Source organism: Ancylobacter dichloromethanicus (assembly GCF_018390645.1).
GTDB classification, from domain to species: Bacteria; Pseudomonadota; Alphaproteobacteria; order Rhizobiales; family Xanthobacteraceae; genus Ancylobacter; species Ancylobacter dichloromethanicus.
On the sequence record NZ_JAHBGC010000030.1, the window covers coordinates 77,378 to 91,689 of the forward strand.

General features: G+C 68.0%; 12 protein-coding genes and 1 pseudogene. 9 read left to right on the plus strand and 4 right to left on the minus strand.

Annotation, left to right across the window (positions count from 1 at the left end):
• From KHC23_RS24445 to KHC23_RS15660, 3 genes and pseudogenes are all read left to right on the plus strand, one after another.
• Window positions 1-235: pseudogene (locus tag KHC23_RS24445) on the plus strand (DNA recombination protein RmuC); the annotation flags it as partial.
• 94 nt (window positions 236-329) lie between these two features.
• A complete protein-coding gene (locus tag KHC23_RS15655; RefSeq protein WP_213373598.1) occupies window positions 330-1,229 on the plus strand; it encodes a LysR family transcriptional regulator in 900 nt (299 codons plus the stop codon).
• 119 nt (window positions 1,230-1,348) lie between these two features.
• On the plus strand, window positions 1,349-1,522 hold the full coding sequence (locus tag KHC23_RS15660) for a DUF1328 domain-containing protein (protein WP_018389091.1): 174 nt from the start codon (window positions 1,349-1,351) through the stop codon (window positions 1,520-1,522).
• Window positions 1,523-1,700: 178 nt separating this feature from the next.
• Here KHC23_RS15660 and KHC23_RS15665 read toward each other — a convergent pair whose 3' ends face one another.
• Together KHC23_RS15665 and KHC23_RS15670 are read right to left on the minus strand one after the other, a co-directional pair.
• Window positions 1,701-2,252, minus strand: coding sequence for a sigma-70 family RNA polymerase sigma factor (locus KHC23_RS15665; protein WP_271188650.1), 552 nt, complete (start codon window positions 2,250-2,252; stop codon window positions 1,701-1,703).
• Window positions 2,249-2,482 carry a NepR family anti-sigma factor gene (locus KHC23_RS15670; protein ID WP_213373599.1) on the minus strand — a complete coding sequence of 78 codons (234 nt, stop codon included), beginning with the start codon at window positions 2,480-2,482 and terminating at the stop codon, window positions 2,249-2,251. The genes KHC23_RS15665 and KHC23_RS15670 overlap by 4 nt, the downstream gene beginning before the upstream one ends.
• 201 nt (window positions 2,483-2,683) lie before the next feature.
• On the opposite strand from KHC23_RS15670, the gene KHC23_RS15675 reads away from it, so the two are divergent.
• From KHC23_RS15675 to KHC23_RS15700, 6 genes are all read left to right on the plus strand, one after another.
• Window positions 2,684-3,487, plus strand: coding sequence for a response regulator (locus KHC23_RS15675; protein ID WP_213373600.1), 804 nt, complete (start codon window positions 2,684-2,686; stop codon window positions 3,485-3,487).
• 8 nt (window positions 3,488-3,495) lie between these two features.
• A complete protein-coding gene (locus KHC23_RS15680) occupies window positions 3,496-4,821 on the plus strand; it encodes a sensor histidine kinase (RefSeq protein ID WP_213373601.1) in 1,326 nt (441 codons plus the stop codon).
• A 214-nt stretch (window positions 4,822-5,035) separates the two neighbouring features.
• Window positions 5,036-5,533, plus strand: coding sequence for a hypothetical protein (locus KHC23_RS15685; protein ID WP_213373602.1), 498 nt, complete (start codon window positions 5,036-5,038; stop codon window positions 5,531-5,533).
• A gap of 162 nt (window positions 5,534-5,695) precedes the next feature.
• Window positions 5,696-6,286 (plus strand): PRC-barrel domain-containing protein, encoded by a 591-nt coding sequence (locus KHC23_RS15690; protein ID WP_213373603.1) that lies wholly within the window; start codon window positions 5,696-5,698, stop codon window positions 6,284-6,286.
• A 287-nt stretch (window positions 6,287-6,573) separates the two neighbouring features.
• On the plus strand, window positions 6,574-9,366 hold the full coding sequence (locus tag KHC23_RS15695) for a [protein-PII] uridylyltransferase (RefSeq protein ID WP_213373604.1): 2,793 nt from the start codon (window positions 6,574-6,576) through the stop codon (window positions 9,364-9,366).
• Between the two features lie 691 nt (window positions 9,367-10,057).
• Window positions 10,058-12,355: a transglycosylase domain-containing protein gene (locus tag KHC23_RS15700; protein WP_246544662.1), complete on the plus strand. Its 2,298-nt coding sequence runs from the start codon at window positions 10,058-10,060 to the stop codon at window positions 12,353-12,355.
• A gap of 113 nt (window positions 12,356-12,468) precedes the next feature.
• Here KHC23_RS15700 and KHC23_RS15705 read toward each other — a convergent pair whose 3' ends face one another.
• Window positions 12,469-13,236: a M48 family metallopeptidase gene (locus KHC23_RS15705; protein ID WP_213373605.1), complete on the minus strand. Its 768-nt coding sequence runs from the start codon at window positions 13,234-13,236 to the stop codon at window positions 12,469-12,471.
• A gap of 118 nt (window positions 13,237-13,354) precedes the next feature.
• A complete protein-coding gene (locus KHC23_RS15710) occupies window positions 13,355-13,858 on the minus strand; it encodes a GcrA family cell cycle regulator (RefSeq protein WP_213373606.1) in 504 nt (167 codons plus the stop codon).
• Window positions 13,859-14,312 lie beyond the last annotated feature (454 nt).

Here is a 14,312-nt window from a genome sequence, read left to right on the forward strand (position 1 = left end):
GCTGGTCGCCGACGTCATCCGGCTGCGCGACCGGGTCGGCAATCTGCAGAAGCATTTCGGCCAGGTGAACGAGGACGTGGCGCAGGCGCTGACCTCCGCCGACAAGATCGCCAAGCGCGGCGAGCGCATCGAGCAGCTCGAATTCGAGGCGGACGGGCCCGCGCAGGCACCCCATTTGCCGGAGCTGCTGCCGACCCCGCCCCTCTCCACCACGCTGCGCGGCGCGGCGGAATAGCGCGCCGGTCTTTAATCCGTCCAATTCGCAAGGACTGGCTTTTCTGATAATTTGATAGAATGTTTCTATCGTTCCATCCCAGAAAGCCTCCCGCGTGATCGACCGTTTCGGACTTCTGCTCGCCCTCGCCAAGGAGCGCCATTTCGGCCGCGCCGCCGAATCCTGCGGCGTGACCCAGCCTACCCTCTCCGCCGGCCTGAAGCAGCTCGAAGAGCAGCTCGGCGTGCGCCTCGTGGAGCGCGGTTCGCGCTTCATCGGCTTCACCCCGGAAGGCGAGCGGGCGCTGCAATGGGCGCGGCGGGTGATCGGCGACATGCGTGCCATGCGCCAGGAGATCGCCGGCATGCGCAAGGGGCTCTCCGGCCATCTGCGCATCGCCGCCATTCCCACCGCCATGCCGATGCTGTCGGAACTCACCACGCCGTTCCGCGAAAAGCATGGGGATGTGCGGTTCACCCTCATTTCCGCCTCGTCCAAGGAGGTGCTGCGGCTGATCGAGAATCTCGAAGCCGACGCCGGCGTCACCTATCTCGACAACGACCCGCTCGGCCGGGTGCAGACCGTGCCGCTCTACACGGAGGGCTACCGCTTCCTCACCTCGATCGACGCCCCGCTGGGCGACCGCGCCAAGGTGACATGGGAGGAGATCGGCCGGGTGCCGCTGTGCCTGCTCACCCCCGACATGCAGAACCGCCGCATTGTCGACAAGCAGCTCGCCGAAGCCGGCCATACGGTGACGCCGATGCTGGAGGCCAATTCCACCATCGCCCTGCTGTCGCATGTACGGACCGGAAAATGGGCGAGCGTCGTCGCCAACACGCTGGCGGACGTGTTCGCCTTTCCCGCCAGCATCCGCTCCATCCCCATCGAGGGACCGGAAGTGCTGCACCAGATGGGCCTCGTCGTGCTCGACCGCGAGCCGATGACACCGATCGTCACCGCGCTGCTGGCGGAAGCTCGCAGCGTGGCGCCCGCCCTGACCGCGCGGATCTGAGCGCTCACCTTCCCCGTTTCGGCCGGGCCGACGCCAGGGGCCCGGCGCGGGAACCCTATTGGGCGCCGATGGTTGTTCCACCGAGGCGGCGCGAGCCGCAATGCGAAGTGGAGGCAGACATGCTGGGTTGGGCGCTTACATTTCTGGTGGTCGCGCTGATCGCCGCCGTTCTCGGCTTTGGCGGCATCGCCGGAACCGCGATCGAGATCGCCAAGATCATCTTTTTCGTCGCCATCATCCTGTTCCTGGTCTCGGCCGTGTTCGGCTTCATGCGCCGCGGCCGGGCGCCCTGACGCACCGGGCCCGACCGCAGCCGCACCGGAGCGGGTCCGGCAGGGATGACGAAGCACAACGCCCCCGGCACATACCGGGGGCGTTCTCGTTGGCGACACGCAGCGAGATCGGGACATGTCGGAAGGTGGGAAGGAGGCCGGGAGGCGCCTGTTCAGCCCCGCCGAATAAGGCGGCCTGTCAGGGCTGGTCGGCGGCGAGCACCGCCCGCGTGGTCTTGTCGGGGCCGAAATCGTCGACGTCGTCGAGCGCGAGCATTTCGCCGAGGCGCTTGCGCGCCCGGTTCACGCGGCTCTTGATGGTGCCGACGGCACATTGGCAGATGTCCGCCGCTTCCTCATAGGAGAAGCCCGAAGCCCCCACCAGCACCAGCGCCTCGCGCTGGTCGGAGGGCAGCTGGTCCAGCGCCGTGCGGAAATCCTCGAAATCCAGATGGGTGTTCTGGTCGGGATTGCTGGTCAGCGTGGCGGCGAAGGCGCCATCGGAATCAGGCACCTCGCGCCGGCGCTTGCGGTATTCGGAGCGGAACAGATTGCGCAGGATGGTGAACAGCCATGCCGGCAGATTGGTGCCCGGCCGGAAGCTGGAAATATTGGCGAAAGCCCGCAGCAGCGTCTCCTGCACCAGATCGTCGGCGCGGTCGACGCTGCCCGAGAGCGAGATCGCGAACGCCCTCAGATTTGGAATGGCGGCGATGATCTCGTCGCGCAATGCCGGGTCAAATCTGCTCACTTGCGCCCCCCGCCCTCGCCGGGAACTTCGTCCGTCTTGTCGAGTTTCGCCAGAAGGTCGAGGAATCGGTCCGGCACACCCTGGCGGACCACGTCGTCATACATGGCACGCAGGTGCTGGCCGATCTTGGCCTGTATTTCATTGCCGAGGACGGTTCCCTTACCGCCGTCGAGCCTTGGGGAGAGGGCGTCCGCCATCGCGGACGTCCCCTCGGACTGATCGTCACTCATAATTTTCTTTCCCGACATTGAGCCCCCGGGCTGCTCGAGAAGAGGATGGCTCCGTCGCTTCCTACGCTGTCACAACGAGCAAGCCGCAAAACGGTTCCGGACCCGTTGCAGATTCTGGACAAATAATCCGCGCATACTGGAACTGATGGCGGCATGATGCGTTAACAGCCGCTTCACAATTGCAGCTTCGGGGAGACGCGAGTGAGCACTTCTCAACTTGTCGCGCAGCATTTGCCCTTTCTGCGCCGCTATGCGCGCGCGCTGAGCGGCAGCCAGTCGGCTGGCGACGCCTATGTTACGGCCCTGCTCGAAACCCTTATTGCCGACCCCGGAACGCTCGATCGGACCATCGACCCCCGTGTGGCGCTCTACAGTCTCCTCACGCGCCTGTGGGATTCCGTGGCGCTCAACGCCCAGGTCGATGCGCTGCCCGCCCCGCTGCAGGGCGAGCGCCGCCTCAGCCACATCACTCCGGTGGTGCGGCAGGCGTTCCTGCTGGTGTCCCTTGAGGGGTTCAGTGAAGAGGAAGCGGCCGGCATTCTCGATATCGACGTGCCCACCCTGCGCAATCTGGTCGAGGATGCCGGGCGGGAACTGGCGGCGGAGATCGCCACCGACGTCCTCATCATCGAGGACGAGCCCTTCATCGCTCTCGACCTGGAAGGCCTCGTCGAAGGCCTCGGCCATCGGGTGACCGGCATCGCCCGCACCCATACCGAGGCGGTGGATCTGGCCCGCCGCAAGGCTCCCGGCCTCATCCTCGCCGACATCCAGCTCGCCGACGGCTCGTCGGGCCTCGATGCGGTCAACGAACTGATCGAGAAGACCGAGGTGCCGGTGATCTTCATCACCGCCTATCCCGAGCGCTTCCTGACCGGCGTCCGCCCCGAACCCGCCTTCCTGATCGCCAAGCCCTTCCAGCCCTCGACCGTCGCCGCCGTCATCAGCCAGGCGCTGTTCTTCGAGCGGCGGGCGCGCCCACGGGAGCAGCGCGCCACCGCTTGAGCTGATAAATGCCCCTGCCCAGTATCGAACTTGTCGACAACGCGGCACGATGGATCACGGTCCTGTCGTCGCTGGCGATCTTTGTGGGGCTCGTGCGCCTTCTGCACCTGCGCCCGGCCCTGTCCATCCGCGCGCGGCTGCTGGGGCTGCTCCTGGCGACCCTGGTGCTGTTGTTCGGCGTGCTCTCGCTGCTGGTCCTGTTCGACACCGCGAACACGCTTCCGATGCTGCCGACAGCGGTCCGGGTGGGGATCAGCCTGCTCAATGCCATCGGCGCCATCGCGCTGTGGTCGAATTTCGCCGCGCTCATCGAGATGCCGACGCCCCGCCACGCGGTCAGCGAGCAGCGGCGGCTCACGCTCGAACTCGCCACCGCCCTGCAGCGCTACGAGATGGCGCTGCGCGGCTCGAACGTCGCCATCTTCACCCAGGATCGCGACCTGCGCTACACCTCGGTGAGCAAGCCGCTGTTCGGCTTTCCGGTGGAGCAGGTGCTCGGCTCGACCGATGTGGAACTGCTCGGCGAGAGCCGCGCCCGGCCGATCACCCTGATGAAGCGCGAATCGCTGTCCGCCGCCGCTTCCCGCAAGGGTGAAACCGAGGTGGAGGAAGGCGGGCAGAAGCGCTGGTACGACCTCCACATCGACCCGCTGCGCGATCTCGCCGGCACCACGGTGGGCCTGACCGGCGCCGCCGTCGACGTGACCGAGCGCAAGGAGAACGAGCAGCACCTGCGGCTCTTGATGCGGGAGTTGACCCACCGCTCGAAGAACCTTCTGGCCGTCATCCAGGCGATGGCGCGCCAGACCGCCCGCCATGCCGGCTCGATCGACGATTTCGTCGAGATCTTCAGCGCCCGGCTGCAGGCGCTGTCGAAGTCGCATGACCTGCTGGTACAGGAAAGCTGGTATGGCGCCTCGTTGAACGACATGGTCCGCTCCCAGCTCGGCCATCATCTCGACCGCGAGAACAGCCAGTTCACGATCAAGGGGCCGAACATCTTCCTGAAGCCGGAGGCGGCGCAGAATATCGGCCTCGCCATCCACGAACTCTCCACCAACGCCGCCAAATATGGCGCGCTGTCGGTGCCGACCGGGCATGTCCACATCACCTGGGCGCGGCGCCCGGCGGACACGGGCGGCGGCTTCGAGCTGTCCTGGCGCGAAGAAGGTGGCCCCACCGTCGCGAAGCCGGCGGCGCGCGGCTTCGGCTCCCTGGTGATCGAGCGCAATCTCGCCCGCGCCCTCGACGGCACCGTCGATCTCGACTTCGCGCCGGCCGGGCTGGTGTGCACCGTCACCGTTCCGGAATACCACCTGACCCCCGAGCGCTGACGTCGCGCCGGGCCGTCCGCTCTCCCGCACGAAAACGTGATCGTTGACGGGAACGCGAATCCTTTCCCAGCGTTAACCGTCCGACGAAAGCGGCCGAAGGCCGCGCGTCTTTTCTCAAAGATTCATTCGCCCGCGGAAGAGTTCCGGCGGCAGGTGTCCTACGCATCTGGCGTGACGACGACAGGCGGGCCATGGCCGGATGAGGGGAAGCGTGATGACGGGCATCGACAGCATCTTCAAGGGCTCCGCCTATCTGATCGGCGCGACGACCGGCGTGGCGCTGATGGTTCCGCTGACCGCCGGTGCGCTTGCCACCGGTTCCATGACCCGGCTGGCGCCGCATCCGGTGGCCATCGAGGCGTTCGGGCCGGGCGCCGCGGCGCGGCACCCCGTCGTTCGGGCGCCGATGGTCAATCGCGCCGCCAAGGGCCCGCGGCTCGATCTGGCGCCGCGCGATGCCGCGTCGTCCACGGTCGGATCGCCGGCCGCCTCCTCGCTGGCGCCCGCTCCGGTTCGGCCGACCGTCTCACCTGCGGCGGTGACCCCCAACGTGGTGAACACCGGGCCCGAGACGGCTCCGGCGGCGCCCGCCCGCGCCACACGGACGCCGAAGGGCTGCCTGTCCGCCATCGGCGTCACCAAATCCAGCCTTTCCACCGAGGAACTGACTGTCTGCGTCGCCGACGCCTCGATGATTAGCCACATCAACTGAATTCGTCCTAACTATATACCACCGAACACAAATTAAAAAAAAACCCGGAACCTCTCTTCTCTCTTCTCGTTTCTTATACAGACGATCCGATGATCGATCATGAACACGGAAACAATGTTCGATCATCTGCACCTAATCCTTGAAACACCACGGGAGAAGACGATGACCAGCAAGCTTGCGACCCTGACCGCCGCCGCTGCCCTGGCGCTCGCCCCGGCGGTCGCTTTCGGCCAGAGCCCGGCGCCGGAGACCACCACCCCGCCGGCCGCCAGCCCGGTTCAGCCCGATGCGGGCAACCCGCAGGCCCCGGCCGCGGAGATGCCGGCCACCACGCCGAGCGCGACCCCCGACGCCATGCCGGGCACCGGCGCGCAAGGCGACAGCGCCGCGATGGCCACTCCGGCGGCGCCGAAATTCGTCGGCGCCCAGAGCGCGGGCCAGTGGCTCGGCTCCGACCTGACCGGCACCGAAGTGGTGACCTCGAATGACGAAGAGCTCGGCTCGATCAGCGACCTCGTGGTCGAACGCGACGGCCGCATCGTCGCCGCGGTGATCGATGTCGGCGGCTTCCTCGGCATCGGCGCCAAGCCGGTCGCGGTGTCGTTCGCTTCGCTGACCCCGACCCCCACCGATGACGGCCAGAAGGTCGTTGTCGCAATGACCAAGGAAGAGCTGAACGCGGCGCCGGAATTCAAGACCCTGGAGCAGATGCGCAGCGAAACCACCGACGCGCGTCCCGCCACCACCAACTGACGCGCCTCCTAACGGTTCGGCCGCCGCGCGCGGTCCTCGTGTAGCGACCGCTCGGCGCCAGCCGGGCCGTCAGGACGGACATGCCCGGCCCCCGCGCCGGGCATGTCGCGTTTTGGCTCGTCGCGTTTGGGCAGGCGGTGTCGCGCGGCATGCCCATGCGCGTTTGGCGGGTCGAACGCGTCGGGTTGTCGAAAAGGCCCGCCGCCGGCGCGCCGGTCCATGGCAGCGCACGATGACGTCGCCCGCCGGATCGGGTAAAGCGGTTATCCGACCAGCCGGACTCCGCCATGACCGAACCCCGCCGCCGTGCCGACCATCCCTTCAAGGACCTGTTCGATATCGACGCCCTGCGCGTCGAGCTTGGCGGCATCGCCCGCCAGGTGCTCGACAAGGGCCAGCCCGGCCGCGAGATCGAGCTGCGCGCCCAGTGGGCCCGGCGGCTGAAGACCGCCTACCAGCATGGCCACAAGACCGCCGAGCGCTGGCTGATGGCGGAGGGCTCGGGCCGGCGCTGCGCCGAGCGGCTCTCCCGGCTGCAGGACGAGATCATTTCCCTCGTCCACGAGCTGGCGGTGAAACATCTCTACCCCTCCGACAACCCGTCAACCTCCGAGCGCATGGCCATCGTCGCGGTGGGCGGCTACGGCCGCGGCCTGATGGCGCCGGGCTCGGACACCGATATCCTGTTCCTGCTGCCCTACAAGCAGACCGCCTGGGGCGAGAGCGTCGCCGAGGCCATTCTCTACGTGCTGTGGGACATGGGGCTGAAGGTCGGGCACGCCACGCGCTCGGTCGACGAGTGCATCCGCCAGGCGCGCGGCGACATGACCATCCGCACCGCCCTGCTGGAGGCCCGGCTGCTGATCGGCGACAAGAAGCTGTTCGGCGAGATGACCGCGCGCTTCGACACCGAGATCGTGCAGGGCACGGCGGTCGAATTCGTCGCCGCCAAGCTGAACGAGCGCGAGGAGCGGCTCAAGCGCGCCGGCCAGGCCCGCTATGTGGTCGAACCCAATGTGAAGGACGGCAAGGGCGGGCTGCGCGACCTGCACACGCTGTTCTGGATCGCCAAATATGTCTACCGCGTGCACGAGACGCGCGAACTCGTGGCCAAGGGCGTGTTCACCGCCGAGGAGGCCAAGGTCTTCCGCCGCTGCGAGGATTTCCTCTGGTCGGTGCGCTGCCATTTGCACTTCCTCACCGGCAAGGCGGAGGAGCGCCTGTCCTTCGACCTGCAGCGCGAAATGGCGGAGCGGCTCGGCTACCTCGCCCATCCCGGGCTGAAGGATGTCGAGCGCTTCATGAAGCACTATTTCCTGGTGGCCAAGGATGTCGGCGATCTCACCGCCATCGTCTCGGCGGCGCTGGAGGAGCGCCACGACAAGCCGGTGCCGCGGCTCGACCGGATGATCGCCCGGCTGCGCCGTTCGGGCCGGCGCACGCTGAAGGAGAGCGCCGACTTCATCGTCGACAATGACCGCATCAATGTCGCCGATGCCAGCGCCTTCGGCCGCGACCCGCTCAACCTGATCCGCATCTTCCATCTCGCCGGCAAGCACGGGCTGAACTTCCACCCCGACGCGATGCGCCTTGCCGCCCGCTCGCTCAAGCTGATCGACCACACGCTGCGCGACAGCGCGGAGGCCAACCGGCTTTTCATCGAGATCCTGTGCTCGCGCGAGAGCCCGGAAATCGTGCTGCGGCGGATGAACGAGACCGGCGTGCTCGGCCGCTTCATCCCGGAATTCGGCCGCATCGTCGCGATGATGCAGTTCAACATGTACCATTCGTACACGGTGGACGAGCACCTCATCCGCTCCATCGGCGCGCTCTCGCGCATCGAGCGCGGCGACCGGCCCGATTACGGCCTCGCCAACGAGCTGATGCCGCAGATCAAGAACCGGCAGCTGCTCTATATCGCGGTGTTCCTGCACGACATCGCCAAGGGCCGGCCGGAAGACCATTCCATCGCCGGCGCCCGCGTCGCCCGCCGCCTGTGCCCGCGCTTCGGCCTCAATGCGGTCGACACCGACACAGTGGCATGGCTGATCGAGCAGCACCTCACCATGTCCACCATCGCCCAGTCGCGCGACCTCTCCGACCGCAAGACGATCGAGAATTTCGCCGCCGTGGTGCAGAATCTGGAGCGGATGAAACTGCTGCTCATCCTCACCACCGCCGACATCCGCGCGGTGGGACCGGGGGTGTGGAACAACTGGAAGTCGCAGCTGCTGCGCACGCTCTATCACGAGACCGAGCCGGTCATCACCGGCGGCTTCTCCGAGAGCAACCGCAATCTGCGCGTCGCCCGCGCCCAGGCCGAGTTCCGCGCCGCGATGGCGGAGTGGGACGCGGAGACGCTCGATGCCTATGCCGGCCGCCACTACCCGACCTACTGGCTGCAGACCGACCGCATCCACCAGACCGAGCACGCCCGCTTCATCCGCGAGACCGAGGCGCGGGGCAAGGCGCTGGCCACCCGCGCCAAGACCGATCCCAAGCGCGGCATCACCGAACTGACCGTGTTCGCGCCCGACCATCCCAAGCTGCTGGCGGTGATCGCCGGCGCCTGCGCCAGCGCCGGGGCGCACATCGTCGACGCGCAGATCAGCACCACCACCGACGGGCGGGCGCTCGACACCATCTCGCTGACCCGCGCCTTCGAGCACGACGAGGACGAGATGCGCCGCGCCGACCGCATCGCCGCCGCCATCGAGAAATCGCTCTCCGGCGAGATCAGGCTGCCGGAGGTGGTCGCCCGCCGCATCCCCAGGCGCCCGCGCGCCTTCACCGTGGAGCCCGAGGTCACGCTCAACAATTCCTGGTCGAACCGCCACACCGTCATCGAGGTGTCCGGGCTCGACCGGCCCGGCCTGCTCTACGGGCTGACGCAGACGCTCTCCCGCCTCAACCTCAACATCGCCTCGGCGCACATCGCCACCTTCGGCGAGCGGGCGGTGGACGTGTTCTACGTCACCGACCTGATGGGGGCGAAGATCATGGGCGCGGCGCGCCACTCCGCCATCCGCCGCGCGCTCTTGCAGGTACTCGACGCCGACGACGAGGCCAATGCGGCGTGAGGACACCTCGCTTCATTTCTAGGCGCATTTCATTTTCTATTCAAATTAAATAAAAGATGGAATTATCCAATGACTCTTCCTGAAACTATGTACCATTGCGCACCTATTCAATTGGGAATTGGAAGCTCTATACTTCCGGGAAATTGGGGCCGTGTTATTAATTTAATTCTACCTCGAAATGAAAACTGGACATTTCAAAGCTATCGCGAGCTTTGCCTCGATTTAGCAAGAGAAACTCTTGCTCCCTCCGCACCCTCACGACTACACTGCGTTTTCGCTTGTCCAGACTTGCCTTCGGCCATGGCATATCGCGACCAATGCGCGCCGGGCAACATAATCTACCGTGTAGCTCCGCTCGATCACGGCGCGAGATTTCATTTCGCTGATTATACTGCCTACAGTCGAATCGATGGTCGCGCGCCTTTTTGCGACCAGCGGGAAGCTATTCGAAAGTATTGGCTGCCTGACCAAGGATCTGTGGGCGTCGAAATCTTGCTGGGGTGCGCAATCTCCATTCTTGACCGTGTTGACGGCTAGGTCTCGGACAGCGCCCATTCTGAGTGAGGCGCGCTCCCTTATGTCTTTGGGTATTAGCTCCTGCCCCACTCTCTCCCCTTAACCCCCGCTTAAAAGCCCTGATTTAGAGTTCGTTTACCGGCTCAACATCAGGTGCCCGCAGGGGCGGAGGTTCATGTTCGGACGACGCGGCAACAGGGAGAGGCGCGAGCCGGTGCTGGGGACGCCCGGCTTCGACGGCGACCTGCGCCTGAATGCCGACGACCGGCCGACCCTTGCCCCCGCGCCGCTGGAGCGCGAGCGCGCCCGCACCGACCGCAAGGCGCCGCCGAAGCCGCTTTCCCCGCCCCGCGTCTCCCGGCGCCGCCACGATGAGTGGGACGAGGCCGAGGAAGCCGATTACGAGGACGAACCGCGCATGGCGAGGAACAGCCGCGGCCGCGCGCGCCCGGCCGACCGCGCGACCGGCACCCGCAGTGGCGGGCGTGGGGGCGCAGGTGGCGGCGGGCGCCGCCGCACGCCAAAGCGCGGCCTGCTCGGCCGCCTGGTCTATTGGGGCGTGGTGCTCGGCCTGTGGGGCGCCATCGGTCTCGCCGGCCTCGTCTTCTACGAGGCGAGCCAGCTTCCGCCGATCCAGAACCTCGCCATTCCCGACCGGCCGCCCACCGTCATCATCCAGGGCACGGACGGCCGGGCCTTCGCCACGCGCGGCGAGATGGGCGGCACCAGCGTGCCGCTGCGGGCGCTGCCGCCTTATCTGCCGCAGGCCTTCGTGGCGATCGAGGACCGGCGCTTCTATTCCCATTTCGGCCTCGACCCGCTGGGCCTCGCCCGCGCGGTGTTCGTCAACCTGACGCGGGGACGGGTGCGCGAGGGCGGCTCGACGCTGACCCAGCAGCTCGCCAAGAACCTGTTCCTGACCCAGGAGCGCACCTTGTCGCGCAAGGTGCAGGAGCTGATCCTCTCGCTCTGGCTGGAGACCAAGTACTCCAAGAACGAGATCCTCGAACTCTACATGAACCGGGTCTATTTCGGCGCCGGCGCCTATGGGGTGGAAGCGGCCGCGCAGCGCTATTTCGGCAAGTCCGCGCGGCAGGTCACGCTGTCGGAAGCCGCCATGCTGGCGGGGCTGGTGAAATCGCCCTCGGCGCTGGCCCCGACCCGCAACCTGGCCGGCGCGCAGGACCGCGCCGAAGTGGTGCTGGGCGCGATGCAGGAGGCCGGCTTCATCACGCCGGACATGCGCCGGACCGCCCTCGCCCGCCCGGCGACGCTGGCGAAATCGCAGGGGCCGGATTCCTACGGCTATGTCGCCGACTGGGTGATGGACCAGGTCAAGGCCCTCGTCGGCCCGGTCACCCAGGACCTGATCGTGCAGACCACGGTCGACCCGGCGATCCAGTCCGCCGCCGACAAGGCGCTGAAGGACGCGCTGGCCAAATCGGGCAAGAAGCTCGGCGTCGAGCAGGGCGCGCTGGTGGTGATGGACACCGGCGGCGGGGTGCGGGCACTGGTCGGCGGGCGCTCCTATGAGGAGAGCCAGTACAACCGCGCGGTATCGGCCCGGCGCCAGCCCGGCTCGTCATTCAAGCCCTTCGTCTATCTCACCGCCATGGAGCGCGGCCTCACCCCCGAGACCGTCCGCAACGACGCGCCGATCCAGCTCAAGGGCTGGAAGCCGGAGAACTTCTCCAAGGAATATCGCGGCGCGGTCGACCTGAAGACCGCGCTGGCGCTGTCGCTCAACACCGTGGCGGTGCGCCTCGCGCTGGAGGTCGGGCCGGACGAGGTGGTGAAGACGGCGCACCGTCTCGGCATCACCTCCAAGCTGGAGCCCAACGCCTCCATCGCGCTCGGCACCTCGGAAGTCTCGGTGCTGGAGATGGCGAGCGCCTACGCGCCCTTCGCCAATGGCGGCGTCGGCGTCACCCCGCACATCATCGAGCGGGTGCGCGACAAAGACGGCACGTTGCTCTACGCCTACGCCGAGGCCGGGCGCGGCATGGTGATGGCGCCGCCGCATGTGGCGATGATGAACCGGATGATGCAGGACGTGCTGGTCACCGGCACCGCCCGCCGCGCCGACCTGCCCGGCTGGCCCGCCGCCGGCAAGACCGGCACCAGCCAGGATTACCGCGACGCCTGGTTCGTCGGCTATACCGGCCGCTTCATCGCCAGCGTGTGGATCGGCAATGACGATTCCTCGCCGACGAAGAAGGCCGGCGGCTCCGGGCTGCCGGTGGAAATCTGGAGCCAGGTGATGAAGGCGGCACATGCGGGCCAGCCGGTGGTGGCGCTGCCCGGCTCCGAATTCCCCGCCCCCGTCGCCGCCGGCAACCTGCCGCAGGGCCAGTTCCCGCCCGGCGACGTGCCGGAGGACCCGGTGGTCACCGGCGGCCCGCAGCGCACCCCGGCGGCGCCGCGCCCGAGCCTCGACAACTGGCTGCTCGACAAGCTGTTCGGCAACGGCTGAGGCGCCGCCCTCGCTCATTCGACCTCATCCTGGGCTTGACCCCCGGGGATGAGGTCGCACGGACAGAAGACGCGGATAGCCGGGCCCGGCCAGGCCCTGACGCCGCGCCTATGTCAATCGCCCGCCCCGTAGCGGTGCAGGCCGGCGCCGTGCTTCTTCAGCCAGAGTTCGGCGGCGTGGCGCTCGGGAAACAGCCGGTCCACCGTCGCCCAGAAGCGCGGCCCGTGGTTCATCTCGCGCCGGTGCGCCACCTCGTGCGCGGCCAGATAGTCGAGCACCGAGGGCGGGGCCAGGATAAGCCGCCACGAGAAGGAAAGCGCGCCGGTGCTGGAGCAGGAGCCCCAGCGGCTCGCCGTGTCGCGCAGGGTGACGCGGGCGAGGGTGACGCCGAGCGCGCCGGCATGCCGGCGTGCCGCCTCGACGAGGTCGCGGCGCGCCTCGCGCTTGAGGAAATCGGCCACCCGGCGCGCCACATGCGCCGCGTCGCCGGCGACGAACAGCGCCGCCTCCCCCGCCTCGGTGCCGGTCCAGACGGTGCCGCGCGCCTGCGGCCGGTGGAGGATGCGGTGCGGCGTGCCGCGCAGCGGCAGGACGGCGCCCGGGGCGAAGGCGACACGCTCCGGCAGGCGGGCGAGCCGCACCTCCACCCAGCCGGCATGGCGGCGGGCGAAGTCGAGCGCTTCATTGAGCGTGCCGCGGGCGGGAAGGGTCAGCACCACGTCGCGGCTCGCCGCACGCACGCGCAGCGTGTAGCGCCGGGCGCGCGGGTTGCGGCGCAATTGCACCACCACCTCCTCCGCGCTCAGACACAGCCGGAACTGGCCGGGCTCGGGCTCGGGCGGGGTCTTGCGTCGCGACGTCGGGGGGGCGCGGAAGAGCATGCGACGACCGGGCCGGGAAAGTTGGTCCCAATTATGGCGCCGGTCGGTTCCGGCGCCACCTTGTCAGGCCTTCGCGCAGGCGCGGTGTGGTGTCGCGCCCGCAGGCGCGGCGCCCACCTCAGCGCGCGACGCGGCGCCGGTTGCGGTCCTGGACCGGCTGGTAGGCGATGCGTGCGTGATAGGCGCAATAGGGCAACCCGGTCTTGGCGCGGCTGCCGCAGTAATGGAATTCCGCCTTGCCCGGATCGCCGACCGGCCAGCGGCAGGTGAATTCGGTGAGGTCGAGAATGGTGCAGCGCTCGCCCATCGGGATCACCTTGGCGACCGGATCGGGAAGAACCTCGGGCTCGGGCTCGGCCATGGCCCGCTCGACCGGGGCCAGCGCGGTGTTGCCCTGGACCATCGGCCGCATCACCTGGGCGCTCGGCGCCGGGCGCGGCTTGCGCGGGCGCGGTGCCGGAGAGGCGACGGCCTTGGCGCGGCCCGAGAGGCCGAGCCGGTGCACCTTGCCGATCACCGCGTTGCGCGTGACGCCGCCGAGTTCGGCCGCGATCTGGCTCGCCGAGAGCCCTTCCGACCAGAGTTTCTTGAGCAGCTCGACGCGCTCGTCCGTCCAGTTCATCGCTTGGCCTCCTTCGTGCCGACCGGGAGGCGGAATCCCTCACCCCTTCGGCAGGCCGAACCTGCCGAACTCAACGCCGCAAACGCCACCAGGGAATTGCCGCCGCACGAGATGTCGTATCTCACTGGGGGGAGGCTACAATATGCGTAGACTCGGGGCGAGTAGGTTCATGTCCGAAACGATCGTTTTCCCCAGCTAGAGTCCGCGCGGCAACAGTGCCGCGCGAACCGGAGTCGCATCAAGCACTTGGCCGGGGCGGCCCGTGGCCGGCATCTGCGACGCCTTTGGAACGGGTGCCGTTTTTGCCGGTTTCCGGGCCCGACGCGCCTTGCCCGGAGCCGGTGCGCGAGGGCGGCCGGCCGCGCCGGAGCGGAGCCGGCCGGGGCCTTGCCCGAGGGTCCGGACGCCTCGCCGGTGCCGGGGCGGGCCGCCACGCCGGGCGCCGGGCCGGCGC